This window comes from Tepidamorphus gemmatus (assembly GCF_004346195.1).
Classification (GTDB): Bacteria; Pseudomonadota; Alphaproteobacteria; order Rhizobiales; family Tepidamorphaceae; genus Tepidamorphus; species Tepidamorphus gemmatus.
Genome location: NZ_SMAK01000012.1, coordinates 49,089 through 75,000 on the forward strand (window position 1 = coordinate 49,089; position 25,912 = coordinate 75,000).

Annotated in this window: 21 protein-coding genes (1 of these 21 running past the window's edge); 14 read left to right on the forward strand and 7 right to left on the reverse strand. The window is 68.1% G+C overall.

Annotated elements, in window-relative coordinates; all coding sequences use genetic code 11:
• Window positions 1–30 precede the first annotated feature (30 nt).
• A complete protein-coding gene (locus EDC22_RS18030) occupies window positions 31–1,545 on the forward strand; it encodes a L,D-transpeptidase family protein (protein WP_245499797.1) in 1,515 nt (504 codons plus the stop codon).
• Window positions 1,546–1,660: 115 nt separating this feature from the next.
• On the opposite strand, the gene EDC22_RS15755 is transcribed toward EDC22_RS18030, so the two are convergent.
• The 3 genes from EDC22_RS15755 to secA form a co-directional block, all read right to left on the reverse strand.
• Window positions 1,661–3,436 (reverse strand): SLC13 family permease, encoded by a 1,776-nt coding sequence (locus EDC22_RS15755; protein ID WP_132807635.1) that lies wholly within the window; start codon window positions 3,434–3,436, stop codon window positions 1,661–1,663.
• Window positions 3,433–4,332 (reverse strand): lipid kinase, encoded by a 900-nt coding sequence (locus tag EDC22_RS15760; protein ID WP_165926942.1) that lies wholly within the window; start codon window positions 4,330–4,332, stop codon window positions 3,433–3,435. Before EDC22_RS15760 ends, EDC22_RS15755 begins: the two co-directional genes overlap by 4 nt.
• A gap of 334 nt (window positions 4,333–4,666) precedes the next feature.
• Complete coding sequence (gene secA / locus EDC22_RS15765; protein WP_132807637.1) at window positions 4,667–7,477, reverse strand: preprotein translocase subunit SecA; 2,811 nt, start codon at window positions 7,475–7,477, stop codon at window positions 4,667–4,669.
• A 348-nt stretch (window positions 7,478–7,825) separates the two neighbouring features.
• Here secA and EDC22_RS15770 point away from each other — a divergent pair, with 348 nt between their 5' ends.
• The 4 genes from EDC22_RS15770 to EDC22_RS15785 are packed head-to-tail and all read left to right on the forward strand — an operon-like array spanning window position 7,826 to window position 10,580.
• The gene (locus tag EDC22_RS15770; protein ID WP_132807638.1) at window positions 7,826–8,677 is read left to right on the forward strand and encodes a peptidylprolyl isomerase; all 852 of its coding nucleotides are present in this window, start codon (window positions 7,826–7,828) and stop codon (window positions 8,675–8,677) included.
• 18 nt (window positions 8,678–8,695) lie between these two features.
• Window positions 8,696–9,943 (forward strand): bifunctional glutamate N-acetyltransferase/amino-acid acetyltransferase ArgJ, encoded by a 1,248-nt coding sequence (gene argJ / locus EDC22_RS15775; RefSeq protein ID WP_132807639.1) that lies wholly within the window; start codon window positions 8,696–8,698, stop codon window positions 9,941–9,943.
• An 11-nt stretch (window positions 9,944–9,954) separates the two neighbouring features.
• Window positions 9,955–10,368 (forward strand): (deoxy)nucleoside triphosphate pyrophosphohydrolase, encoded by a 414-nt coding sequence (locus tag EDC22_RS15780; RefSeq protein WP_132807640.1) that lies wholly within the window; start codon window positions 9,955–9,957, stop codon window positions 10,366–10,368.
• 23 nt (window positions 10,369–10,391) lie between these two features.
• Entirely contained in the window at window positions 10,392–10,580 is a 189-nt protein-coding gene (locus EDC22_RS15785; protein ID WP_132807641.1) for a Flp family type IVb pilin, read from the forward strand.
• Here EDC22_RS15785 and EDC22_RS15790 read toward each other — a convergent pair.
• Window positions 10,577–11,503, reverse strand: a complete 927-nt coding sequence (locus EDC22_RS15790) for a methyltransferase domain-containing protein (RefSeq protein WP_425385537.1) — start codon at window positions 11,501–11,503, stop codon at window positions 10,577–10,579. The two genes, EDC22_RS15785 and EDC22_RS15790, sit on opposite strands and share 4 nt — an antisense overlap.
• Window positions 11,504–11,648: 145 nt before the next feature.
• On the opposite strand from EDC22_RS15790, the gene EDC22_RS15795 reads away from it, so the two are divergent.
• Genes EDC22_RS15795 through EDC22_RS15805 form a run of 3 tightly spaced genes read left to right on the forward strand, consistent with a single transcriptional unit; the run spans window position 11,649 to window position 13,186 of the window.
• Complete coding sequence (locus tag EDC22_RS15795) at window positions 11,649–12,419, forward strand: ComF family protein (RefSeq protein WP_245499798.1); 771 nt, start codon at window positions 11,649–11,651, stop codon at window positions 12,417–12,419.
• Between the two features lie 50 nt (window positions 12,420–12,469).
• Window positions 12,470–12,730: a glutaredoxin 3 gene (gene grxC, locus EDC22_RS15800; RefSeq protein WP_132807644.1), complete on the forward strand. Its 261-nt coding sequence runs from the start codon at window positions 12,470–12,472 to the stop codon at window positions 12,728–12,730.
• 12 nt (window positions 12,731–12,742) lie between these two features.
• Window positions 12,743–13,186: a DUF1178 family protein gene (locus EDC22_RS15805; protein ID WP_132807645.1), complete on the forward strand. Its 444-nt coding sequence runs from the start codon at window positions 12,743–12,745 to the stop codon at window positions 13,184–13,186.
• 24 nt (window positions 13,187–13,210) lie between these two features.
• On the opposite strand, the gene ubiG is transcribed toward EDC22_RS15805, so the two are convergent.
• Window positions 13,211–13,984, reverse strand: a complete 774-nt coding sequence (gene ubiG, locus EDC22_RS15810; RefSeq protein ID WP_132807646.1) for a bifunctional 2-polyprenyl-6-hydroxyphenol methylase/3-demethylubiquinol 3-O-methyltransferase UbiG — start codon at window positions 13,982–13,984, stop codon at window positions 13,211–13,213.
• Window positions 13,985–14,151: 167 nt separating this feature from the next.
• Here ubiG and EDC22_RS15815 point away from each other — a divergent pair, with 167 nt between their 5' ends.
• From EDC22_RS15815 to EDC22_RS15835, 5 genes are all read left to right on the forward strand, one after another.
• A complete protein-coding gene (locus EDC22_RS15815) occupies window positions 14,152–15,405 on the forward strand; it encodes an aspartate kinase (RefSeq protein ID WP_132807647.1) in 1,254 nt (417 codons plus the stop codon).
• 191 nt (window positions 15,406–15,596) lie between these two features.
• Complete coding sequence (gene ptsP / locus EDC22_RS15820; protein WP_132807648.1) at window positions 15,597–17,858, forward strand: phosphoenolpyruvate--protein phosphotransferase; 2,262 nt, start codon at window positions 15,597–15,599, stop codon at window positions 17,856–17,858.
• 3 nt (window positions 17,859–17,861) lie between these two features.
• Entirely contained in the window at window positions 17,862–18,959 is a 1,098-nt protein-coding gene (prfA, locus tag EDC22_RS15825; protein WP_425385538.1) for a peptide chain release factor 1, read from the forward strand.
• Window positions 18,956–19,828 (forward strand): peptide chain release factor N(5)-glutamine methyltransferase, encoded by an 873-nt coding sequence (prmC, locus tag EDC22_RS15830; protein ID WP_132807650.1) that lies wholly within the window; start codon window positions 18,956–18,958, stop codon window positions 19,826–19,828. The genes prfA and prmC overlap by 4 nt, the downstream gene beginning before the upstream one ends.
• A gap of 412 nt (window positions 19,829–20,240) precedes the next feature.
• Window positions 20,241–20,894, forward strand: a complete 654-nt coding sequence (locus EDC22_RS15835) for a DUF4167 domain-containing protein (RefSeq protein WP_132807651.1) — start codon at window positions 20,241–20,243, stop codon at window positions 20,892–20,894.
• Between the two features lie 89 nt (window positions 20,895–20,983).
• Here EDC22_RS15835 and EDC22_RS15840 read toward each other — a convergent pair whose 3' ends face one another.
• On the reverse strand, window positions 20,984–21,748 hold the full coding sequence (locus tag EDC22_RS15840; RefSeq protein ID WP_165926943.1) for an MOSC domain-containing protein: 765 nt from the start codon (window positions 21,746–21,748) through the stop codon (window positions 20,984–20,986).
• Between the two features lie 174 nt (window positions 21,749–21,922).
• Here EDC22_RS15840 and clpB point away from each other — a divergent pair, with 174 nt between their 5' ends.
• Window positions 21,923–24,520, forward strand: coding sequence for an ATP-dependent chaperone ClpB (gene clpB, locus EDC22_RS15845; RefSeq protein WP_132807653.1), 2,598 nt, complete (start codon window positions 21,923–21,925; stop codon window positions 24,518–24,520).
• Between the two features lie 290 nt (window positions 24,521–24,810).
• Here clpB and EDC22_RS15850 read toward each other — a convergent pair whose 3' ends face one another.
• Window positions 24,811–25,912 carry the 3' portion of a M23 family metallopeptidase gene (locus EDC22_RS15850; protein ID WP_165926944.1) on the reverse strand. It continues 836 nt past the right edge of the window, so the window shows 1,102 of its 1,938 coding nt (coding positions 837–1,938); its start codon lies off the right edge, out of view; the stop codon is at window positions 24,811–24,813.

A 25,912-nucleotide genomic window follows, 5' to 3' on the forward strand; every position in this document is an offset into this window, starting at 1 on the left:
AGTCGCGTTTGGATGTTCGGATCAGCCATGATGGCACTGCCAAGAGCCCGCCTTCTCGCCCTCGCCCTGTGCGTCGCCCTGGCCGGCGGCTGCATGGAGCAGGGCTCGAGCAGCTCCAAGCATCTCAGGCCGCTCAGTCAGGCGACGCTGAAGGAACTGAGCGACAAGGGGATGCGCAAGGAAGATCCGATCCTCGTCCGCATCTACAAGGAAGAGAACGTTCTCGAGATCTGGAAGCCGACCAGGGACGGCCGTTTCGCGCATTTCAAGAGCTACGACATCTGCACTTGGTCCGGCAAGCTCGGCCCGAAGATCAAGGAAGGCGACAAGCAGGCGCCCGAAGGGTTCTACACCGTCACGCCTGCGCAGATGAACCCGAACTCCAACTACTACCTGTCGTTCAATCTGGGCTTCCCGAACGAGTTCGACCGCGCACATGGCCGGACCGGCTCGCACCTGATGGTGCACGGAGCCTGCTCGTCGGCTGGCTGCTACGCGATGGAGGACGAGCAGATCGCGGAAATCTACGCGCTTGCCCGCGACTCCTTTCGTGGCGGCCAGCGCGAGTTCCAGGTCCAGGCGTTTCCGTTCCGGATGACGCCCGCCAACATGGCGAGGCACGCCGACAATCCGAACATGCCGTTCTGGCGCCGCCTGAAGGAAGGCTCGGACCACTTCGAGGTGACCGGAATCCCGCCCAAGGTGGGGGTGTGCGGTCGCGACTACGTGTTCAACGCCTCGCCTCTCGATCCGAACCGCCGGCTCGAACCGACAGCCGCCTGCCCGCCGCTCAGGATCCCTGAAGAGATCCAGGTCGCCGTGGCCGCCAAGCAGATGCGCGACGAGACCGCCTACCAGGTGGCGCTTGCCGAGATCCGCCTGCAGCAGCAGCAGACGGCCAACGGCCAGGCGGTGATGCTGGCCTCGCTGGAGGAGCAGGGCTCGGCCGACTATGACGCCGTGACTCCGGCGGAACGGGCGTCGACGCGGATCGCCGAGGCATCCCCCATCCGGACCCTGTCTGCGTCGGCCGAGACGATTGCTGCCCAGCCGGCTGCCGTCGCCTCTGCCGCGACGGGCGCCGCCACCGCGGCAGAGTCCGAGGCCGTCGAGCCGGTGGCGGTGCAGCCGACCGGCGCGGCCGGTCTGCCCGCGGTCGCGACCGCCTTCTCGGGCGTCTGGGGCAAGCTGGTCGACATCACCGGCGGTCTGCGCGTTCTGGGCAAGGAGCAGCCGGATCCCGACCCCGCCGCTGCCGAGACCGATAACGCCGACCCGATGACGACCGGTTCAGTGCCGGGGGATGCGCCGGCATCGCTGCCGGGCAACAGGCCGACCGGCCGCAGCGCTGCGGCGGAGACCGGCTTGCCGCGGCTGATACCGGCCAGTGCCTTTGCCCCGATCGTGCACGATGACGACCCATTCGCGATCTTCGATCTGTTCGCGACGGTTGGTGCGGTGTCGGTGCCCGCCGACATGGTTCCGGCCGACGTGGTGCCGCAGGGCGCCGTGCCGGTACGGCAGGCGGAGATCGGGCGGAAATAGACCAGGGTTCGCCCTTGCGAGACGCCCGGCCACCGCGAGGCTCGGTGCATCCGGGCCGCGGTCGTGCCGTCATCGCGGGCCATGGCGGGCCGGAGCTGGGCCGAGCGACGTTCCGCTACAGCGGCCAGACGATGAGGATCGCGGGCAGTCCGACGGCGACGACCATCAGCTCGAGCGGCAGGCCCATGCGCCAGTAGTCGCCGAACGAGTAGCCGCCCGGCCCCATGACCAGGGTGTTGTTCTGGTGTCCGATTGGCGTGAGGAACGCGCAGGATGCGCCGACCGCGACCGCCATGAGGAAGGCGTCAGGGCGGGCGTCGAGTGCGCGCGCCACCTCGATCGCCACCGGCGCAGCGACGAGGGCGGTCGCGTTGTTGTTGAGCACGTCGGACAGCGACATCGTTGCCGCCAGCAGGATCATGACCGCCACCCAGGCCGGGAAGCCGGCGGACAGCCCGACCAGCCCGCTGGCCAGAAGGGCCGTTCCACCGGTCTCCTCGAGCGCCGTGCCGAGCGGGATCAGGGCGCCGAGAAGAACCACCACCGGCCAGTCGATGCTCTCGTAGAGCTGGCGCGGCGGCACGATGTCGGTCACGGCGTAGGCGACGACCACGCCGATCAGCGCCACCGCGAGCGGCACCAGGCCGGTGCTGGCGAGCACGACGGCGGCGGCGAACAGGCCGACCGCGAGCCAGGCGCGGCCGTGGCGGGTGACCGTCAGGCCGCGATCGGCCAGCGTCAGCGTGCCGAGACGTGCCGAGACCTCGGCGAGGCGATCCGGAGGCCCGAGCAGGAGCAGTACGTCTCCGCCCTGGATCGGTATCCGACGCACCCGTTCGCGCGACGGCTTACCCTGGCGGGAAATGCCGAGCAGGGTGATGCCATAGGAGCTGAGCAGCCGCGCCTCGTCGGCCGAGCGCCCGTCGAGGCGGGAGCCGCGGGGAACCACCACCTCGCTCAGTGACAGATCTGCGCCCGCCTCGCGCCGATGCCTGTCCTCGCCGATATAGCCGAGCTTGAGCGATCCGACGAACCGGTCGATCGCGGCGGGGGAGGCCTCCAGCACGAGGATGTCGCCAGCCCGTACCTTTGCGCGCCGCGCCCGTCCGGCGAGCCGCTTGCCGCGCCGCACGAGGCCGGCAACGACGACGCCGGCCTCCGCCGCCACCTCGTCGAGTTCGGGCATCATCTTGCCGACGATGGGCGACTCCTCTCCGACGACGACCTCGGCGGTGTATCCCTTCATGTCGAGCAGCGCCTGCGGCGAGTTCACCGCGGCGCGCTGCTTGGGGATCAGGCGCCAGCCAATCAGGGCGATGAAGACGAGCCCGGCGATGGCACAAGCCAGCCCCACGGGCGCGAAGGAGAAGAAGCCGAAGGCCGTTCCGCCGGCATCGCGGCTGAACTGGGCGATGATGATGTTGGGCGGCGTGCCGATCATCGTCACCATGCCGCCGAGGATGGTGGCGAAGGACAGGGGCATCAGCGACACCGCCGGGCTGCGGCCCGCCTTGTGGGCCGATTCGATGTCGACCGGCATCAGCATGGCGAGCGCAGCGACATTGTTCATTACCGTCGAAAGCGCCGCGCCGACGCCGCCCAGCAGCAGGATGTGACGGCTGACCGATTGCGTGCCATCGGCGACCAGCCGGGCGATGTGGTGGACTGCACCCGAGTTCATCAGCCCGCGAGAGACGACCAGCACCATGGCGACGATCATCGTTGCGGGATGGCCGAAGCCGGCAAAGGCCTTGCTCACCGGCACGACGCCTGCGAGGAGACCGGTGAACAGCGCGCCGAGTGCCACGAGGTCGTAGCGCCAGCGCCCGTAGATCAACAGGGCGAAGACCCCGAAGAAGATGGCGAAGACGACGATCTGATCGACGTTCAAGACGTGGGCTCCGGCATCTCGACCGGCGGGGCATAGACACGGAGCGCGCCGCGCTCGACGTTCATCTCCACCGGCGTCTCGGTCGTCACCTCGCCGTCGGTGTTGACCGGCATCGGCCGTTCGGTCTCGATCACCACGTGCCGGCCACGCAGGGTCGTCACGGCGGTGCTGCGGCCCTGGGTGCCGATCAGCAGCGCCGGAGCGAGCCCGACGACTTCGGCCAGGGATCCTGCCTCGATCGCATAGACGTCGAGCAGTCCGTCGTCGATCGCTGCATTCTCGGCGACGGTCAGGCCACCGCCATAGTGGACGCCGTTGCCCACGGCGATCTGATAGGCCTCGACGTCGACGGATTGCCCGTCGCAGGTGATGCGTGCGGCGAAGCGATCTGCCTCGCCGAGCACCCGCAGGGTCGTGATGAGATAACTCAGCGTCCGCCACTGCTGCTTGCGGACCGGGTCCTGGCGCTCGGCAATCTTCACCGAAAGACCGATCGACGCGACATTCACAAAGGCATGGCCGTTGGCCCGCCCGACATCGATCGCACGGGGGGCGCCGTCTGCGATGACGGCGGCGGCCGCGACCGGATCCTGCGGAATGCCGAGTGTCAGCGCGAGGTCGTTGGCCGTGCCCAGCGGCAACAGCCCGACCGGACGGCCACAGGCGATGAGCGCATCGGCTGCCGCGTTGACCGTACCATCACCCCCGGCGACCACGACGGCCTCGGCCTCACCGCCTTCGCTCGCGATGACGCCGGCAATCGCCTCGCTTGAGGCGGGACAACGCAGATTAATGTCGAATCCGGCCATTGCGAGCGCAGAGACGGCCGGTCCAAGCCCCTCCCTGCAGCGCGAGGCATTGGGATTGGCGATCAGCAGCAGGCGTGGTCGGGACATGCAGAGACCCATGGCAGGAAAGGGTCGCGAAGCTGCGACCTAGCATAACGCCGATGACGGTGCGAGGTTCGCGGCGCCGGTGGCGAGTCCCGGCTGCAACCGCCACAGCATGGCAGGCCGGATCACAGCATGGGCGATGCGCCGTCGACCCAGCCGAAGGGCTCGACCGACGCCAGCGGTCCGGCGACTGCACCTGCGCCGGCCGCGAGCGCGCCGATCCCGATGCCATCACCAGATGCCGTATCGGCCAGGCGAGGCATCCCTCCGCCGGCGCAGTGCCGATGGCATGCCGGCGTTGGCACGACCCGGCGAACAGTTGGCCGACCTGTGCAGATCAGGCGAAGCGGCCGTGGCAGTGCTTGAACTTCTTGCCGGAGCCGCAGGGGCACGGCTCGTTGCGGCCGACCTTTCCCCAGGTACCGGGATCGGCCGCGACCCGCTCGCGCATCATGCGGCGCGGCGCGGGCGGCGGACCGCCATTCGCCATCGCCAGCTCGCTGTCGGCCAGCGCCATCTCGTCCTCGCCGGTCGTCGGGTCGATGTGGTGAGCCTGCATGACCGGCAGCGGTGCAGGCTGCGGCGGGGCCTCGCGGACCAGCTCGATCCGCATCAGCTGGCTGGTCACCGCCTCACGCAGCCGGTCGAGCATCGCCTCGAACAGTGCGAAGGCCTCCGTCTTGTATTCGTTGAGCGGGTCGCGTTGGGCATAGCCGCGGAAGCCGATGACCTGCCGGAGATGGTCGAGGGTGATCAGATGCTCGCGCCAGAGATGGTCGAGGGTCTGCAGGAGGACCGCCTTCTCGATCTGCCGCATCAGGGCCGGGGAGAAGTCCGCTACCTTGCGGGCGAATTGGGCGTCGGCAGCCTTCCGGATGCGGTCGCGCACCTCCTCGTCGGCGATTCCCTCCTCCTTGACCCAGTCCTCGATCGGCAGATCGAGATTCAAGATCTCCCGGACCTTCTGCTTCAGCCCCGCCGCATCCCACTGTTCGGCATAGGCCTTCTCGGGGATATGCCTGGCCACCAGGTCCTCGACGACCTGGTGGCGCATGTCGGCGACGGTCTCGGCGACGTCCTCGCCCGACATCAGCTCGATGCGCTGCTCGAAGATGACCTTGCGCTGGTCGTTCATCACATTGTCGAACTTGAGCAGGTTCTTGCGAATGTCGAAGTTGCGGGCCTCGACCTTCGACTGCGCCTTCTCCAGCGCCTTGTTGATCCAGGGATGGACGATCGCCTCGCCCTCCTTGAGGCCGAGCTTCTGCAACATCCCGTCCATGCGGTCGGAGCCGAAGATGCGCATCAGATCGTCCTGCAGCGACAGGAAGAACCTGGAGCGGCCGGGGTCGCCCTGGCGGCCGGACCGTCCGCGCAGCTGGTTGTCGATGCGCCGGCTCTCGTGGCGCTCGGTGGCGAGAACGAACAGGCCGCCGGCCTCCTTCGCCTTGGCCTTCAGCCGTTCGACCTCCTCGCGGATGGCGCGCTCGGCCGCTTCGCGTTCCGGGCCCTCGAGCGAGGGATCGATCTCGTGGCGGATGCGCATGTCGGCGTTGCCGCCGAGCTGGATGTCGGTGCCGCGGCCGGCCATGTTGGTGGCAATGGTGATGGCACCCGGCACGCCGGCCTGCGCGATGATGTAGGCCTCCTGTTCGTGATAGCGCGCGTTGAGAACCGCGAAAACCTTCTCCTGCGGCGTACCCTGGTCGCCATCATAGAGCGGCTTGAAGACGTCGGGGTCGGAAAAATCTTTCTGGCGGTAGCCGTGCTTCTTGAGGAGATCGGCCAGAATCTCGGACTTCTCGATCGAGGTGGTGCCGACCAGCACCGGCTGACCGCGCGCCTTGCAATCCTCAATGAGTGCCAGGATCGCGTCGTACTTTTCCTTCGTGGTCCGGTAGACCTCGTCATCGTCGTCGATGCGCGCGACCGGAACGTTGGTCGGGATCTCGACGACCTCGAGCCCGTAGATGTCCAGAAACTCGTCTGCCTCCGTGGCGGCCGTGCCGGTCATGCCGGCGAGCTTGGTGTAGAGACGGAAGTAGTTCTGGAAGGTGATCGAGGCGAGGGTGACGTTCTCGGGCTGGATCTGCACCCGTTCCTTTGCCTCGAGGGCCTGGTGCAGGCCCTCCGAGTAGCGCCGGCCCTCCATCATCCGCCCGGTGAACTCGTCGATGATGACCACGGCACCGTTCTTGACGATGTAGTCCTTGTCGCGCTGGAACAGCTTGTGGGCCCGCAGCGCCTGGTTGACGTGATGGACGATGGTCACATTCTCGACGTCATAGAGCGAGCCGTTCTTCAGGAGGCCCGCCTCGGCCAGCTTGGCCTCGATGAACTCGGTGCCTTCCTCGGTCAGCGTCGCGGCACGGGTCTTCTCGTCGACCTCGAAATGCTCTGGCCGAAGCATCGGAATGAACCGGTCTATGGCATTGTAGAGGTCGGAACGGTCCTCGACGGGGCCGGATATGATGAGCGGCGTGCGCGCCTCGTCGATCAGGATGGAGTCGACCTCGTCGACGATCGCGAAGTTGTGACCGCGCTGCACCATCTGCGCGAGCTCGTACTTCATGTTGTCGCGCAGGTAGTCGAAGCCGAGCTCGTTGTTGGTGCCGTAGGTGACGTCGCAGGCATATTGCTGGCGTCGCTCGTCGTCGTTCAGACCGTGGACGATGCAGCCGACCGTGAGGCCGAGGAACCTGTAGATCTCGCCCATCCAGTCAGCGTCGCGGCGGGCCAGGTAATCGTTGACCGTGACCACATGGACGCCCTTGCCGGTCAGGGCGTTGAGGTAGACGGGCAGGGTGGCGACCAGCGTCTTGCCTTCGCCCGTCTTCATCTCGGCGATCTTGCCTTCATGCAGCACCATGCCGCCGATCAGCTGCACGTCGAAATGACGCTGCCGCAGGGTACGCTTGGCCGCCTCGCGAACAGTGGCGAATGCCGGAACCAGCAGATCGTCGAGATCGGCGCCGTTCGCGAGTTGCTGGCGGAACTCGGCGGTGCGCGCCTTCAGGGCCTCGTCGCTGAGACCGGAGAGCTGTGCCTCGAGGGCGTTAATCGCGTCGACCCGCGAGCGGTATCCCTTGACCTTCCGGTCGTTGGCCGATCCGAACAGCTTGCTGGCGAGGGTGCTGAGGCCCATCATGAGTGCGGTCTCTCCGGCTCCCGTCGCCGAAGGTGGTCGCGCCGCGGGAGCCCGTATGTGATGAAGCGTCCGCCCGCGGCGCACGCAATGGACACGCGCCACGGCCGGGCGGCCGTCCTCGGCCCCGACGGATGTCAGGCGCGGGCGCGGCCGTCCGGCCACCGTGAGGTGAGATAAGAGTCGGATTTCGCCTTGTCAACGCGATCGGTTTGGGCATGCTTGGCGCCGCGCCGGCTTCGCGATCGTGTCGAGGCGTCGACGGCGTGGGCCGGATCATCGCGCGGATGGGCGGCGGAGCGAACCGCGTCCGATCCGAATCGATTCCCGCAAGCACGGAAAGTACTCCTGATGAAACTGTTCGATACCCCCGCGTCGTGGCGCACAGGCATCGCCGCCCTTGCCATGATGGTCGTCGCATGCGGCGCGCCGGGACGGGCACAGGACGCCGACGAGGTGGTTGCGCGCGTCAATGGCATCGAGATCACCCGAGGTGATCTGGCAGTGGCAGCCGAGGACATCCTGCAAAGCGCTCCCGACATTCCGGAGGATGAGCAGGAGGGCTACCTGATCACCTATCTGACCGACCTGGAGCTTCTCGCCCAGGCGGCGCGGGAGGCGGGAATTGCCGACGAGGAGGCATTCCGCAAGCGCATGGAATACGTCACCAAGCGCAACCTCATGGAGACCTTCCTCAACCGCAAGGGCGCCGAGGCGGTTACCGATGAGGCCGCGCAGGCGCTTTACGATGAGGTGATCGAACAGGTGCCGGAGGAGGAGCGTGTTCACGCCCGCCACATCCTGGTCGAGACCGAAAGCGAGGCCAAGGCGGTCCGGCAGGAACTCGATGGCGGTGCGGACTTTGCCGCGGTCGCCGCGCAGCGCTCGCGCGATCCCGGCTCCAAGGACGACGGGGGCGACCTCGGCTGGTTCTCGAAGGAGGAGATGGTACCGGAATTCGCCGCCGCAGCCTTCGCGCTGCAGCCCGGTGAGGTGTCGGACCCGGTCAAGACCGAATTCGGTTGGCACATCATCAAGGTCGAGGGCAAGCGTAACAAGCCGGGTTTCGACGAGGTGCGCGATCAGATCGACGAGATGCTGGTGCGGCGCAAGCAGCGCGACGTGATCATCGGGCTGCGCGAGTCGGCCCGGATCGAGCGCTTCGGTGCCGGGGATCCGGCAGCCGACGAGGCGGTGGAATAGACGCCGAGGGGCCGGCGAATGGGCAAGGCGCAGGAGGTTTCGCCGCTGGCGCCGGCAAGGCTGCCGGATCTGCCGCCGGTCGAGGGGGTCAGGCTTGCCGCGGCGGAGGCCGGCATCCGTTACAAGGGGCGCCGCGACGTGATGCTGGCGCTGTTCAGCGAGGGAACGACGGTCGCCGGCGTGTTCACCCGTTCGCGCTGCCCGTCGGCGCCGGTGGAATGGTGCCGGGCGCGGCTCGGCGGCGGCATCGCCCGCGCCCTGGTGGTCAATTCCGGCAACGCCAACGCGTTTACCGGCATGCGCGGGCGCGCAGCAGTCGAGGCGACGGCGCGGGCGGCCGCGGAGGCCGCCGGCTGCCGCCCCGAGGAGGTCTTTCTTGCCTCGACCGGCGTGATCGGCGAGCCTCTCGATCCGACACCGTTCGAGCGGGTGCTGAAGCACCTGGCGGCCGAAGCCGTTCCGGACGGCTTCGCCGATGCCTCGGCGGCGATCATGACCACGGACACCTTTCCGAAGCGTGCCAGCGCCACGATCGAGCTCGACGGCGTAGCGGTGACGATCAACGCCATCGCGAAGGGTGCCGGCATGATCGCGCCCGACATGGCGACGATGCTGAGCTTCGTGTTCACCGATGCGCCGATCACCGCGCCGGTGCTTCAGGCGGTGCTGGCCGAGGCGGTCGAGACGACCTTCAACTGCACGACCGTCGACGGCGACACCTCGACCAGCGACACGTTGCTTGCCTTCGCCACCGGCAAGGCCGCCGCGCGGGGGCTTGCACCGATGCGCGAGGTGACCGACCCGCGGGTGACGCGCTTCCGCAACGTGCTGACGTCGCTGCTGGCCGAGCTGGCGCAGCTGGTCGCTCGCGACGGCGAGGGCGCGACCAAGTTCATCACCGTCGAGGTGACCGGCGCAGAGAGCGACGCCTCGGCCAGACGGATCGGCCTGTCGATTGCCAATTCGCCGCTGGTCAAGACTGCGATCGCGGGCGAGGACGCGAACTGGGGCCGCGTGGTCATGGCGGTCGGCAAGGCGGGCGAACCGGCCGACCGTGACCGGCTGTCGATCTGGTTCGGCGACATTCGTGTCGCCGCCGACGGCGAACGCGACCCGGCCTATGACGAGGCCGCGGTATCCGCCTACATGAAGGCCCGCGAGATCGGCATCCGGGTCGATCTCGGCCTCGGCCGCGGGCGGGCGCGGGTGTGGACCTGCGATCTGACGCACGGCTACATTTCGGTTAACGCCGACTACCGGAGTTGACGGCGTCAATCATGAACGCATCTGCCCGCCCCCTCGTGCTGGTGGCCGCCTGCGCGCTCGTGGACGTCGACGGGCGCGTGCTGATCACCCGCCGTCCCGAGGGCAAGTCCATGGCGGGACTGTGGGAATTTCCCGGCGGCAAGGTAGAGCCGGGCGAGCGCCCGGCCGATGCGCTGATCCGCGAGTTGGCCGAGGAGCTCGGCATCGAGGTTAAGGACGCCTGCCTGGCTCCATTGACGTTTGCGAGTCACGATTACGAAAATTTTCATCTCCTGATGCCATTGTTCGTCTGTCGACGCTGGTCGGGCGATGTAAGACCCCTCGAAGGGCAGCAGATCGCCTGGGTGCGACCGGTCCGGCTCGGCGACTATCCGATGCCCCCGGCAGACATCCCGCTGGTGCCGATCTTGCGCGACTTGCTGTGAGCGCGCGGCAACAGGAGGCTGGAATGACCTATTGGCGAGTTGCGCAGCGCGCGCGGGCTTTCCTGAGCGACAACAGCGGTGCGACCGCGATCGAATATGCCCTGATCGCAGGAAGCATCTCGATCCTGATCGTGACGCTGGCCCTGCAGACCGGCGAGACCGTGCAGGACAAGTTCCAGGCCGTGGTCGACGGCTTCAGCGGCCTGAACTAACGGTCGGCGCCGCCGGCCTTGTCTCCCGCCGGCTGTTCACGGGTGCCCAGCGCCTCGGCAAGGCGCATCCGCGCCGTGCCCGGACGCAGCGGTTGCTGCTGGCTTTCGTGCGGCGCCCAACCAGACAGGTGCACGAACTCGAAGCTCGCCCTGATGCGACCATCCGGGTCGTGGTGGCGCTCGGCATAGATCTCGAGGGCATGCGCCAGCACGTCGCGGCGCAGGGGCCGCCGGCTGCGGCCGGCGAGCGCGTTGGTCCAGCCCATTGCCCTGAGGTCTGCGAGCAGCCGCAGCGGATCGGCATAACGGACGGTCAGAATCTCGGTATCGGCAACCGGGAGAGCAAAGCCGGCGCGTTGCAGCAGTCCGCCCGCGTCGCGGACGTCCAGGAACGGGTCGATGCGCAGACTGGCGCCACCGACCAGATCGGCCTCCGCCTGGAGCAGACTACCGCGCAGTTCGCGCAGCGTCCCGCCGCCGAACAGGACGGCGAGAAACAGCCCGTCGGGCCTCAGCGCCCGCCGGATCTGGGCCAGCGTGCCGGGCAGGTCGTTGACCCAGTGGAGCGAGAGCGGCGCGACCACCAGGTCGAGACTTGCCGCCGCGAACGGAAGGATTTCCTCGTCCGCCGCGAGGCGGGGATGGGGAAGGCCCGCCAACATGGCCGGGCAGCTCTCGGTCGAGATCACCGTGCCGATCCGGCGGTCGTCCGCCAGCGCGCGCGCCAGGCGGCCATCCTGCGCGCCGAGACAGACGGCGCGCGGGAAGTCGCGCAGCACCACCGCCAGCCGCTCGGCGATCGCCTGTGTCGCCTCGGTGAGCAGGAAATCCGCATCCGGCAGCGTCGAGGCGGCGCGCCCACGCCGTCGGGCGATGAGGGCGCGGTCGAAGACGCGCCGCAAGTCGGGGGTGTCGTCGCTCAAGTGCGGTGTCCCATCGGTTGGCCTGCGAGATATGGCGCCAATGCGCGTGGAAGTCGACCTGGCCACCTGGCCGGTCGCAATCCGACGGGACTTGACGTCTCGGCTGACCGAGCCGACCCTTGCGGAAGACACCGGGAACAGGGCAATGACGGCTGTTGCTGCAAGGCCGGCCATGCGCAGCGTCGGGCAGCGCCTCGGCCGTCTCGCCCGCGCCCTGGTCGACCTGCTGCTGCCGCCGCGCTGTCCCGCCTGCCAGGGTGCCGTGGTCGCGACCGGGCTGTGCGCCGTGTGCTGGGCGCGCACGCAGTTCATCGCAGCCCCGCTGTGCGAGCGGCTTGGCACGCCGTTCGCCTATGATGCTGGCCCCGGAATCATCAGCCCGGCCGCGATCGCCGATCCGCCCGCCTACGGCCGCGCGCGCGCCGTTGCCCGCTACGAAGGGCCGGCGCGGTCGCTGGTGCATGCGCTGAAATACCGCGACCGGCTGGAAATCGCCGCGCTCATGGCGAGGCTGATGGCACGTTCGGGTGCCGAACTGATCGCGGATTGCGACGTGATCGTTCCGGTACCGCTGCACCGCCGACGGCTGTTCGCGCGCCGCTTCAACCAGTCGGCGCTGCTGGCGGCAGCGCTGGCGCGGCACGCGGGGCGCGACTACGAGGCCTGCGCGCTGCTGCGCATCAGGCCCACCCGCCAGCAGGTCGGCCTCAGCGCGCGGCAGCGGCGGCGGAACGTGGCCGGCGCGTTTCGCGTTGCACCAGCGGCCCGTCCCATGATCGAGGGCCGTCACGTACTGCTCGTCGACGACGTGCTCACCACCGGGGCCACCGTCGATGCCTGCGCGAAGACATGTCTGCGGGCCGGCGCGGCCAGCGTCGATGTGCTGGTCTTCGCCAGGGTTGTGGCGCAGACCTGAACGAACATATATGCAATGGGCCGGATCAGCCGGCGCAAGGGTTGAAGATCATGGCTCGCGTCGTCATCTACACAACGCCATTCTGTCCGTATTGCCATGCCGCCAAGACTCTTCTGGCCGCCAAGGGTGTGTCCTTCGAGGAGATCGACGTCGGTGCCGACCCCCGGCTGCGCGCGGAAATGACGCAGCGCGCCGGCGGCCGCAGGACGGTGCCGCAGATCTTCATCGACGAGACCCATGTCGGCGGCTGCGATGATCTGCATGCGCTCGACCGGCAGGGCCGGCTCGACGCGCTGCTGGCGGCAGCCTGAGGCGGGGTGCCGATGATCCGCTATGCCCTGACCTGCGACGGGGATCACGCCTTCGAGGGATGGTTCCGCGACAGCGCCGCCTTCGATCGGCAGAAGGATGCGGGGGAAGTCGCCTGTCCGGTCTGCGGCTCCGTGGCAGTCGAGAAGCAGCTGATGGCGCCGGCAGTGGCGACACGCCGCGCCGAGGCGACGGTGCCGCTCGCCGCCGCGCATCCCGCAATGACCGACCCGAAGCTTGCCGAGCTGGTCGAGGCCATTCGGCGCCTCAAGCGGCACATTGCCGAGAACTCGGAGTATGTCGGCGACCGGTTCCCCGAGGAAGCGCGCCGGATGCATTACGAGGAGGCGGAAGCGCGTGCCATCCATGGCGAGGCAAGTCTCGAGGAGGCGCGCGCCCTGTTGGAGGAGGGGATCCCGGTGCTGCCGCTGCCGACCCTGCCGGAGGAGCGCAACTAGGACGGCAGGGCAGGGAAGGGCGAGTCAGCGGCGCTCGGGCTTCTGCGATACCAGCATGTAGTTGACGTCGGTATCGCGCGACCGGCGCCATTCGCCCGACAGGGGCGCATAGACGACGCCGGTCAGATCCAATACCCGCAGGCCGGCCGCCGCGAGGCCGTCCTCGATCTCGTCCGGCGTCAGGAATCTGTTCCACTGATGGGTGCCGCGCGGCAGCCAGTTCAGCACGTATTCCGCCCCGACGATGGCCAGTGCGAAGGCCTTCAGGGTCCGGTTGATGGTGGCGAGAAAGAACAACCCGCCCGGACGGACCATCGTGCCGCAGGCCTTCAGGAAGGCCTCGACATCGGCGACGTGCTCGACCACCTCCATGGCCAGTACCGCGTCGAACCGCTCGCCGGCGGCTGCGAGGCTCTCCGCCGTCGTGGCGCGATAGTCGATCGCCAGACCCTGGGCTTCGGCGTGGATGCGGGCGGTGGCGATGTTTCGCTCGGAGGGATCGACGCCGACGACCTCGGCGCCCAGGCGGGCCAGGGGTTCGCACAGCAGCCCGCCGCCGCAGCCGATGTCGAGCAGGCGCAGGCCGGAGAGGCTGTCGGTGCGGCGCGGATCGCGATCGAACTGCGTCGCGAGATGGTCGCGGATATAGTCGAGGCGCACCGGATTGAAGCGGTGCAGCACCGCCATCCTGCCATCCGGGTCCCACCATTCCTCGGCGAGCGCGGCGAATCGCGCCACCTCGTCGTCGTCGACGGTGGATGCCGGTGCGGCCGGCTCACGGGATTGACGTCTGGCCATGTGGTAGGCGTCGCCCGCCAAGGGCCCCGTGTCAAGGGCGGGATCCTCTCGGCGGTGTGGTTGCGCCACGTCCGGCGAGCCTGTATCTAGGCGCGCGCGGCGGGACCGGGGTCCCTGCCGCAGATCCCGAACCGACCGCGATCCGGCATCATCCCGAGACCGTTTCCATGTCCCGCATCGTCATGAAGTTCGGCGGAACCTCGGTCGCGGACATCGAGCGGATCCGCAACGTTGCGCGCCACGTCAAGCGCGAGTGCGACGCCGGCCACGAGGTCGCCGTGGTGGTTTCGGCGATGGCCGGGGCCACCAACCAGCTCGTCGCCTGGACGCGCGAGGCGGCCGCCATTCACGATGCCCGCGAGTACGACACCGTCGTTGCCTCGGGCGAACAGGTCACGGCCGGGCTGCTGGCGATCGTGCTGCAGCAAATGGGGATCTCCGCCCGCTCGTGGCTCGGCTGGCAGATCCCGATCCGAACCGATGCAGCGCACGGTGCGGCGCGTATCGCCGACATCGCCGGCCATGTCCTGCTCGACCGTCTGCGGCAGGGCCAGGTCGCCGTGATCGCCGGCTTCCAAGGCATCGGCCCGGACAATCGAATCACGACGCTCGGGCGTGGCGGATCGGATACCAGCGCCGTCGCGGTGGCCGCTGCGCTGAAGGCGGACCGCTGCGACATCTATACCGATGTCGACGGCGTCTACACGACCGACCCGCGCGTTGTTCCCCGGGCGCGGCGGCTCGATCGGATCGCCTTCGAGGAGATGCTCGAAATGGCCTCGCTGGGCGCCAAGGTCCTTCAGGTCCGCTCGGTCGAGCTGGCGATGGTGCATGGCGTGCGCACCTTCGTGCGCTCGAGCTTCGATTCGCCTGATGCACCCCAGACCGGACCGGGGAACCTGCCGCCCGGAACCCTCATCTGCGACGAGGACGAGATCGTGGAAAAGCAGATCGTCACCGGAATCGCCTTCTCCAAGGACGAGGCCAAGATCACACTCCGACGCGTCGCCGACAAGCCGGGGGTGGCGGCGAGCGTGTTCGGTCCGCTGTCGGATGCGAACATCAATGTCGACGTCATCGTCCAGAACGTCTCGGCCGACGGCCGTCACACCGACATGACCTTTACCGTGCCGCGTGCGGATTTCGAGCGCGCGATGGAGGTGATCAGGTCGGCCGCCGCCGAGATCGGCTACGAGGAGGTGTCCGGCTCTGCCGACGTCGTAAAGGTTTCGGTGATCGGCATCGGCATGCGCAGCCATGCCGGTGTCGCCGCGCAGATGTTCAAGGCCCTTGCCGAGAAGGGAATCAACATCCAGGCGATCACCACCTCCGAGATCAAGATCTCCATTCTCATCGACGCCGCCTACACGGAGCTTGCGGTACGAACTTTGCATTCGCTATACGGCCTCGATGAAGGTTGACGCGGCGGATGATGCAACCTCGGGTTGGGCAGACGGCCCGGCCCGGAACACGTGGACGGGGCAGTGGCGGATTGCCGACCCCAGTTCAGTAAAGTTCACTGTATCGCTGGCAGAGGTGTCGGCGCGATTCGGCGTATCGGCCTTCGGCAGTTAAGCTGCGCCACTCCGGCGCACCGGGGACACGTTTCGGTATGCGGGGATCGATCGGCGGCCCGCGCGTGATGCTCCGCAAGCTCCGCGAGCTGATGGCGGAGCCGGTCAGCGCGCAGGAACGGCTCGACAAGATCGTTGTAACCATCGCCTCCAACATGGTGGCGGAGGTGTGCTCGGTCTATGTGCTGCGGGCGGACGGCTCGCTGGAGCTGTTTGCGACGGAAGGTCTCAAGCGCGAGGCCGTCCACAAGTCGAGCCTGAAGCTTGGCGAGGGTCTGGTCGGCACCATCGCGGCCAGCGCCGAGCCGCTCAACCTCCAGAACGCCCAGCAGCATCCGGCCTTCGCCTATCTGCCCGAGACCGGCGAGGAAATCTATCACGCCTTCCTCGGCGTGCCGGTACTGCGCGGCGGCCAGACGCTGGGCGTGCTGGTGGTGCAGAACCGGACCCACCGGCTCTATTCGGAGGAGGAGGTCGAGGCACTCCAGACGACCGCGATGGTGCTGGCCGAAATGATCGCCGGTGGCGAGCTCGAATCACTCGTTCGACCCGGCGACAACCTGGCCCTGAAGCGCCCCCACCATCTCACCGGGCGGTCGCTGTCCGAGGGTCTGGGGCTTGGACATGCGGTCCTGCACGAACCGCGCATAGAGATCACCAATCTCATCGCCGAGGATATTCATACGGAACTCGGCCGGCTGGAGGCGGCGCTCGACAATCTCAGGACGTCTGTCGAGGATCTGTTGACGCGCAGCGAGATGATGCGCGCCGGCGAGCATCGCGAGGTGCTCGAGACCTACCGCATGTTCGCCTATGACCGCGGATGGGCAGAGCGGATGCGCGAGGCGGTGATGTCCGGCCTGACCGCCGAGGCCGCGGTGGAGCGGGTCCAGAATGACACCCGCGCGCGGATGCTGAGGCAGACCGATCCCTACATCCGCGAACGGCTGCACGACCTGGACGATCTGGCAAACCGGCTGCTGCGCCAGCTCGTCGGCTGGAACGGCCTCGAGCCGGCGGCCGAGCTGCCGCGCGATGCGATCGTCATCGCCCGCAACATGGGGCCGGCGGAGCTGCTCGACTACGACCGCGAGCGGCTGCGCGCGCTGGTGCTGGAGGAGGGGGCGCCGACCAGCCACGTCACCATCGTCGCCCGTGCGCTCGGGATCGCTACCGTCGGGCAGGTGGAGGGCATCCTCGATCTCGTCAACCCCGGCGATGCGATCATTGTCGACGGCTTCTCGGGCGAGGTCCATGTCAGGCCGCCGGCGGACGTGGAGCAGGCCTATGTCGAGAAGGTGCGGTTCCGCGCCCGGCGGCAGGAACAGTATCGCCGGCTCAGGGATGTACCCGCCGTCACCCGCGATGGAGTGTCGATATCGCTGCTGGTCAATGCCGGTCTGCTGGTCGATCTGCCCCACGTCAAGGAAGCGGGCGCCAGCGGCATCGGCCTGTTCCGCACCGAATTGCAGTTCATGGTCGCCTCGACCTTTCCGCGGATGCGCGATCAGCTGACGCTGTACAGGGCGGTGCTCGACGCGGCCGCAGATCTGCCGGTCACCTTTCGTTCGCTGGACGTGGGCGGGGACAAGGTGCTGCCCTATCTGCGCACGGCGCACGAGGAGAATCCGGCGCTCGGCTGGCGGGCGATCCGCATGGCGCTCGACCGGCCGGCCCTGCTGCGCACGCAGATCCGGGCCCTGCTGCATGCCGCGGCAGGGCGGGAACTGCGCCTGATGTTCCCGATGATCACGGAAGTCGGGGAGTTCGACCGGGCCCGCGAGCTCGTGGCCCGCGAGCGGCGGCATCTGGAGCGGCACGGCCATGCGCTGCCCGCCTCGGTCAGGCTCGGCGCGATGGTCGAGGTGCCGGCGCTTCTGTGGCAGCTCGAGGAACTGCTCGAGCGGGTCGACTTCCTGTCGGTCGGCTCGAACGACCTTCTGCAGTTCATCTTCGCCGCCGACCGGGCGAGCGGGCTGCTCGCCGACCGCTTCGATGCACTGTCGCACGCGCCGCTCCGGGCAATGCGGCGGATCGTCGAGGCGGCGGACGCCGCCGCTGTGCCGGTGACGCTGTGCGGCGAGCTGGCCGGCAATCCGCTCGCCGCGATGGCGCTGGTCGGACTCGGCTATCGCTCGATCTCGATGGCGCCGGCCGCCATCGGGCCGGTCAAGGCGATGATCCTTGCGCTTGATGTCGGCAAGCTGCAGGACTGGCTGCTGCCGGCCCTGTCGCGGCCGCATCGCAGCCTGCGTGCCGAACTGGCGGACTTTGCCCGTCAGCACGACATTCCGATCTGATCGGTGGCCATGATTACCGACGCAAAACTTCAGTCTCTGGTCGACAGGCTTGACGAGATCGAGCATGCCATGTCGGCCTCGCCCGATGCCGACGCGTTCGTGCGGTTGTCGCGCGAGCACGCCGATCTCGGCCCGGTGGCGGCCAAGGCGCGCGAGTTGCTGGCGCTGCGGGCGGAAGCGCGCGGGCTGGCGGAGCTGCGCGACGATCCGGCCGGTGACCGCGAGATGGCCGGTCTCGCCGCAGCCGAGCTGGAGGCGATCGAGGCCCGCATCGAGGCGGCCGAACGCGACCTGCAGGTGCTGCTGCTGCCGCGCGACGTCGCCGACGAGAAGGGTGCGATCCTCGAAATCCGCGCCGGTACCGGCGGTGAGGAGGCGGCACTGTTTGCCGGCGACCTGTTCCGCATGTATCAGCGCTATGCCGACTTGCAGGGCTGGAAGGTCAACGTGATCTCCGAAAGCCCCTCCGATCTCGGCGGCTACCGGGAAATCATCGCGGAGGTGAGCGGGCGTGGCGTGTTCGCCCGGCTGAAGTTCGAGTCCGGAGTCCACCGTGTGCAGCGGGTACCCGAGACCGAAGCCTCGGGACGCATCCACACCTCGGCGGCGACCGTCGCGGTGCTGCCGGAGGCCGAGGAGGTCGATGTCGAGCTCGACGAGGCCGACCTGAAGATCGACGTCTATCGCGCCTCCGGCGCCGGCGGCCAGCATGTCAACACCACCGACAGTGCCGTCAGGATCACCCACCTGCCGACCGGGCTCGTCGTGGCCGTCCAGGACGAGCGCTCGCAGCACAAGAACAAGGCCAAGGCGATGAAGCTTCTGCGCGCGCGCCTCTACGAGGCGGAACGCGAGCGGCTCGATACCGCCCGCGCCGCCGACCGCAAGGGACAGGTCGGTTCCGGCGACCGCTCGGAGCGGATTCGCACCTACAACTTTCCCCAGGGGCGGGTCACCGATCACCGCATCAACCTGACTCTCTACAAGCTCGACAAGGTGATTCTCGGCGAGGCGCTCGACGAGGTCATCTCCGCGCTCATTACCGAGGACCAGGCCCGCCGGCTCGCCGCGCAGGAGGGCGTCGCCGAGGCGCGGGCGTGAGGTCCGGCGCGCCAGCGACGCTCGAGGACCTGATCCGGGATGCTTCGCGGCGTCTGGCCGAGGCGGGGCTCGATACGGCGAGGCTGGATGCGCGAGTCCTCGCGGCCGCCGCGACCGGACTCGACCGGGCCGGGCTCATCGCCGAGGGTAGCAATCCCGCCGATCCAGGCATTGCGGCGCGGCTCGGCGCGATGGTCGAACGGCGCATGCTTGGCGAACCGGTCGCCCGGATCGTCGGCCACAAGGAATTCTGGAGCCTCGACTTCCTGCTGGGCCCGGAATCACTCGTACCGCGCCCGGACAGCGAGACGCTGGTTGCGGCCGTCCTCGAGGAGATCGACGTCGGGCCGGGCCGGTCGGCGCCGCTGCGGATCGTGGATCTCGGCACCGGCTCGGGCTGCCTGCTCGTCGCCCTGCTGACCGAGCTGCCCTCGGCCTTCGGCATTGGCGTCGACATCAGCGAGGCGACGCTGCGCATCGCCTGTCAGAACGCGCACAGGCACGGTGTCGCCGCGCGGGCAGGCTTCGTCTGCGGGCGCTGGTCAGAGCCGATCGCCGGCGGCATCGATATCCTGCTGTCCAATCCGCCATACATCCCGACCGGTGAAATCGGCGGACTGGCACCGGAGGTGGCTCGGCACGATCCACTTGCGGCGCTTGATGGTGGCCCGGATGGCCTGCGCGCCTACCGGCAGATCCTTGCCGATTGCCGGCGGGTTGTGGTGGCCGGCGGGCGGGTCGCGCTCGAGGTCGGCAGGGGCCAGGCGGACGAGGTCTCGAAGCTCGCCGGCGCAGAGGGGCTCCGCGTGCTGAGGATTGCGGCCGATCTGGCGACCGTCGGCCGTGTCGTCGTCGCCGAAGTGCCCTGAACCGAACGGACGCTCCAAAAAAACGACTTGGAAACCCGACCCGAACAGGCTAGGTTCCAAGTGCGGTTTCGGGCGGCCAGCAACATGAGCCGCCCGGGCTACCGGCGGCGTTTCAGGGGCAAGAGCGCCGTTCGACGGGCCGGGGCAGGGACCGCGCCTCGAAACGGAGGCTCCCAGACTTTCGCTGCGAAAGCCGTTAATCAGCGTGTCATCGGCATGGCTGATGCGGCATATGGCGGTACAGCGGCAGCGGACTCACGTCGGGAGTCGATCTTGACCGGTACGCGCCAGGACACGATGGCAGCGTCAGAGATTCGGAGATACCCGACGAACGGAATCCGTTCGCGATCCGACCGGCATTCGATGCCTCGGCTGCGCAGATCATTGCCTTAACGGAGTAGACGGACTGCCCATGAGACCGGGACAGCAGAACAAGCGGATGCGTGGACGGGGTCGCAGAGGCCCCAGCCCCCTGTCGCGTTCCTATGAAAGCAACGGCCCGGATGTGAAGATCCGCGGCACCGCGGCCCACATCGCCGAAAAGTATGCCCAGCTCGGCCGCGACGCGACGGCCTCCGGCGATCCGGTGCTGGCGGAAAGCTACTTCCAGCACGCCGAGCACTATTTCCGCATCATCGCGGCAGCACAGGCACAGTTCCAGCAGCAGAATCCCAACGAACCGCAGCCGCAGCGCTTCCGCTACAACGGCATCGACGACGATGACGACGACGACGATCTGACCGGCGAACCGCTGCGTCCCGAGCCCGTCCGCGCCGAGCCGACGCGCCTCGATCCGGTCCGCGGGGAGGGTCCGCAGCCATACGTCCAGCCGGAAGCGCCCGAGCTGCCGCTCGATGCGCGCAGCCAAGAGGCTGAGGAGGCTCCGGCCAAGCCCGCCGCCGAGGATCGTGCAGGCCACGCAGCGGGCAACGGCACCGTGTCGCCGCGCCGCCGTCGTCGGCGGTCCACGGCGGCGGCCACCGAGGCTGGCGAGTCGGTCCGGTCGACCAACGGCAATGGCGCTGCCGAAGCCGCCGCGGCGGGTGGCGAGATGAATGACGCCTGACGACCGTGCCGACGCCGCCTGAGCCGGGGCAGCGCTCTGGTTCGCGGCGGGGCGTGACCACGGCCGTCCCGATCGGGCGCGGCCGATGATCAGGCGCGCGTGATGGTGTCGCCGGGACGGATCGTGCCGGCGCCCGTCACCTCGGCATAGACGCCGAAGTCGGAGTGGCCGAAGGCGCCCTCGATCAACCGGGGGATCTGCATGTCCCTCGCTCCGCTGACAGGATCCACGTTCGTTGCTGCACAGCGCACGATGCGGGCGACCACCCTGACAGTCGCCGACGGGCCGATCCGCAACGTCTCGCCGACCAGCATGAATTCCTGCCAAGGCAACCAGCCGTCGACGTAGAGATTGGCGCGGAAGCGCAGCGGATGCACGGGTCGTCCGGCGACCCGCTCGACCTCGCGCAGGCTGGCCAGACTGGCGATCGAGACGACCTTGGCGCTCACATCCGAGAAGCTGTGCCCATCCGATCGCAGGATCCGGGGAGCACCCCGCAACTCCCCGTCCATGTAGGCGGCGAAGAACTGCTCGAGGAGCCGGCATCCCAGCGGATCGTCAAGCCGCCCGCCCGTCACCCGCTTGCCGTGGCGGAACACGTCGAGGGTGCAGGAAGCCTCGTCGAAGCGGGTTTCGAGCGCCGCCAGACGTTCGTTCTTCATCAGCATCAGGAACTTGATCTTCGGCAGATAGGCCGGGTGCTGGCTGTCGAACCCGCTTGGTCCGTTCTCGATCGCCCAGGCCCGGTCGAAGGGCAGGGTCGCTCCCGGTGCCAGTGTCACCGATTCAAGCTGATCGGGTGACAAGCCCTTCACCGGATAGCGGAAGATCGATTCGAGTGTCGCTGTCGGCATCGGCCTCGTCCGTCGTTTTCGTACCCCGCGGCAGACAAGACCCCTTTCGTGGCAGAATGGCAACACCCATATGGGAGGGGCGAGCGGCCATTGCGGTCCGCTTCGCCACTTCGAGTGGGTGGCCTTCCGGTGCCTGAGGGGGCCGGCCGGCCATGCCGGGAAAGAGGGAAGATCATGAATTTCGAGACCTATACCGAACGGGCGCGCGGCTTCATCCAGGCGGCACAGTCGCTGGCGCTGCGCCAGGGCAATCAGCAGTTCACGCCCGAGCATCTGCTCAAGGTGCTGCTGGACGATCCTGAAGGGCTTGCGGCGGGCCTGATGACCAAGGCCGGCGGCCGACCGCAGGATGCGCTGCAGCGCGTCGAGCTGGCGCTCGGCAAGCTGCCGAAGGTCGAAGGCGGCGGCGCGGGACAGCTCTACCTCGCGCCCCAGACCGCGCGGGTGTTCAACACCGCAGAGGAAGCTGCCAAGAAGGCCGGCGACAATTTCGTCACCACCGAGCGCCTGCTGCTGGCGCTTGCGATGGAGAAGAGTTGCGAGTCCTCGCGCATCCTCGCCGAGGCCGGCGTGACGCCGGTAAGCCTCAATGCCGCGATCAACGATCTGCGCAAGGGGCGAACGGCCGATTCGGCGTCCGCCGAGGACGCCTATGACGCGCTGAAGCGCTACGCACGCGACCTCACCGAAGCCGCACGCGAGGGCAAGCTCGACCCGGTGATCGGCCGCGACGACGAAATCCGCAGGACGATCCAGGTCCTGTCGCGGCGCACCAAGAACAACCCCGTCCTGATCGGCGAGCCGGGCGTCGGCAAGACTGCGATCGTCGAGGGATTGGCGCTCAGGATCGTCAACGGTGACGTGCCCGAGAGCCTGAAGGACAAGCGGCTGCTCGCGCTCGACATGGGCGCGCTGATTGCGGGCGCGAAGTATCGCGGCGAGTTCGAGGAGCGGCTGAAGGCCGTGCTGCAGGAGGTGACCGCCGCCGAAGGGGACATCATCCTGTTCATCGACGAAATGCACACGCTGGTCGGCGCCGGGAAGGCGGACGGCGCGATGGACGCCTCCAACCTGCTGAAGCCGGCGCTCGCCCGCGGCGAACTGCACTGCGTCGGTGCGACGACGCTCGATGAATACCGCAAGCACGTCGAAAAGGATGCCGCGCTTGCCCGCCGCTTCCAGCCGGTGTTCGTTTCCGAACCGACCGTCGAGGATACGGTCTCGATCCTGCGCGGGCTGAAGGAGCGCTACGAGCAGCACCACAAGGTGCGCATCGCCGATGCCGCGCTGGTCGCTGCCGCCACGCTGTCGAACCGCTACATCACCGACCGCTTCCTGCCCGACAAGGCGATCGACCTTGTCGACGAGGCCGCATCGCGCTTGAGGATGCAGGTCGATTCCAAGCCGGAGGAGCTCGACGAACTCGACCGGCGCATCATTCAGCTGAAGATCGAACGCGAGGCCCTGAAGAAGGAGACCGATCGCGCATCGCAGGACCGGCTCGCCAAGCTCGAGAGGGATCTCGCCGATCTGGAAGAGAGGGCGGCGGCGCTGGAAGCACGCTGGAAAGCCGAGAAGGACAAGCTCGGCGAGGCTGCGCGGCTCAAGGAGGAACTCGACAGGGCGCGCAACGAACTCGCCAACGCCCAGCGGCGCGGCGAATTCCAGCGGGCCGGCGAGCTTGCCTACGGCATCATTCCCGAGCTCGAGCGCAAGCTCGTCGCCGTCGAGGCCGAGGAGAAGGGCGGCATGGTGCAGGAGACCGTGACGCCCGATCACGTCGCCCAGGTCGTCTCGCGCTGGACCGGCATTCCGGTGGACAAGATGCTCGAAGGCGAGCGTGAGAAGCTGCTGCGGATGGAGGAGGAGCTCGGCAGGCGGGTCGTCGGTCAGCGGGAAGCCGTCGAGGCGGTCTCGACCGCGGTGCGGCGTGCCCGCGCCGGCCTGCAGGACCCGAACCGGCCGATCGGCTCGTTCATGTTCCTCGGCCCGACCGGCGTCGGCAAGACCGAGCTCACCAAGGCGCTCGCCGAGTTCCTGTTCGACGACGAGACGGCGATGGTGCGGATGGACATGTCGGAATACATGGAGAAGCACTCCGTGGCCCGGCTGATCGGCGCGCCACCCGGCTATGTCGGCTATGAGGAGGGCGGGGCGCTGACCGAGGCGGTGCGCCGGCGTCCCTATCAGGTCATCCTGTTCGACGAGATCGAAAAGGCGCATCCGGACGTGTTCAACGTCCTGTTGCAGGTGCTCGATGACGGTCGGCTGACAGACGGGCAGGGCCGCACAGTTGATTTCCGCAACACGCTGATCGTCATGACCTCGAATCTCGGCGCCGAGTTCCTGGCCGCCCAGCCGGAGGGGCAGGATTCCGACGCGGTGCGCGATGAAGTGATGGCGGTCGTCAGGGCGCGCTTCCGGCCGGAATTCCTGAACCGGCTCGACGAGATCGTGCTGTTCCACCGGCTGCAGCGCTCCCAGATGACGGCTATCGTCGACATTCAGATGCAGCGGCTGCGCAAGCTGCTCAGCGAGCGCAAGATCGAGCTCGAGCTTGATCCTGCGGCGCGCGAATGGCTGGCGGAGAAGGGCTACGATCCCGCCTATGGCGCCCGTCCGCTGAAGCGGGTGATCCAGAAGTTCGTGCAGGATCCCCTTGCCGAGAAGATCCTGGCCGGCGAGATCGCCGACGGCGACACGGTGCGGGTGCGGGTGGCCGACGGCGAACTTGTCTTCGAACCGGTCATGGCGTCCGTGCAGGCCGCCTGAACGTCGGGCCGTGCCACGAAATCCGCAAGGGCGCCCGTGGTGACACGGGCGCCCTGCAATCGAGCTGTCGGCGCCGATGGGCGCACATGCCGTTGCGGCATGCCGCTCGAGGCAGCGCTTCGGTGATGCTCCGGCCAGCCGGCGGGCGGATGCCGACCAGATCGCAGTTCAGGCGTCGTGAGGATGCGGCCGACGGGAGGATGCGGCGGACTCCACATCCCGATTGCCGGTCTCGCCGGCCGCCGGACCCGGCTCGTCGGCGCAGCGTTCCGTGTGCCGCATGCGCTGCGTCATTCGCCCGCGGATGCCACCCTGGTGGATGCCGGCGCCCGGTTCATCAGGCTGTCGATCCGGTACTTTTCCTTCTCGAAGGCCGCCAGCACGCGGCCTTCCAGGACGCGTCCGCGCGGTAGCCGGATGCGCATCGGATCGACGTTTCGGCCATTGACAAGCACCTCGTAGTGCAAATGCGGCCCGGTCGACAGGCCGGTCGAGCCGACATATCCGATGATCTGGCCCTGGCGGACCTGCACGCCCTCGGCGATGCCGCGGGCGAAGCCGGACATGTGGCTGTAGCTGGTCTCGTAGCCATTGGCGTGCCGGATGCGGATGTGACGTCCGTAGCCAGACTTCCAGTCCGCGTAGACGATGGTGCCATTGCCGGAAGCCATGATCGGCGTACCGGTCCGGGCCGACCAGTCGACGCCCGAATGCATCCGCGTGTAGCCAAGGATCGGATGCCGGCGCATGCCGTAGCCGGATCGGAAGGTGCCGCCCGTCATCGGCTTGCGCATCAGGAACTTCTTCGCGCTCTTGCCGGTCTCGTCGTAGTAATCGACGACGCCGTCGTCGGGCGTCCGGAAGCGGTAGTAGCGCCTGATCTCCCCGCGAACCCCGATCGACGCATAGAGCAGTTCCGGCTGCGAGCTGCCCTCTTCCTCGCCGGTCTCGGCATAGAAGAGCTCGAGCATGTCGCCCGGCGAGGTGTTCCGCTGGAAGTCGACGTCGAAGGAGAAGACCTTGATCATCTCCGTGATGAGCGACTGGGGCACCTGCATCCTCAGGGCGCTGTCATATATGCCCTCGTAGACGCTGGCGCGCGGTCCGGTCTGGCTCGGAGCGGGCACGCTCGACGGGCGCAGCGACCCGGTCCGCAACGCACCGCCGGAGGAGAACAGCGGCTGGGCCAGCGCCAGGGCGACGGTGCGTTCGGCGCTCTGGCCCTCGGCCGGCAGCACCACGGCGACCGGCCGCATCCGCTCGGGATCCTCGGCATCCGGAGCGACGGTGATGCGCACCTCGTCGCCGACCTGCAGGATCGGCACGCCGCCGTCGCCCCTCGCGATGGCGATCAGCTCCGCCGCCTCCTGCGGGGTCGCGCCGTGATCGATC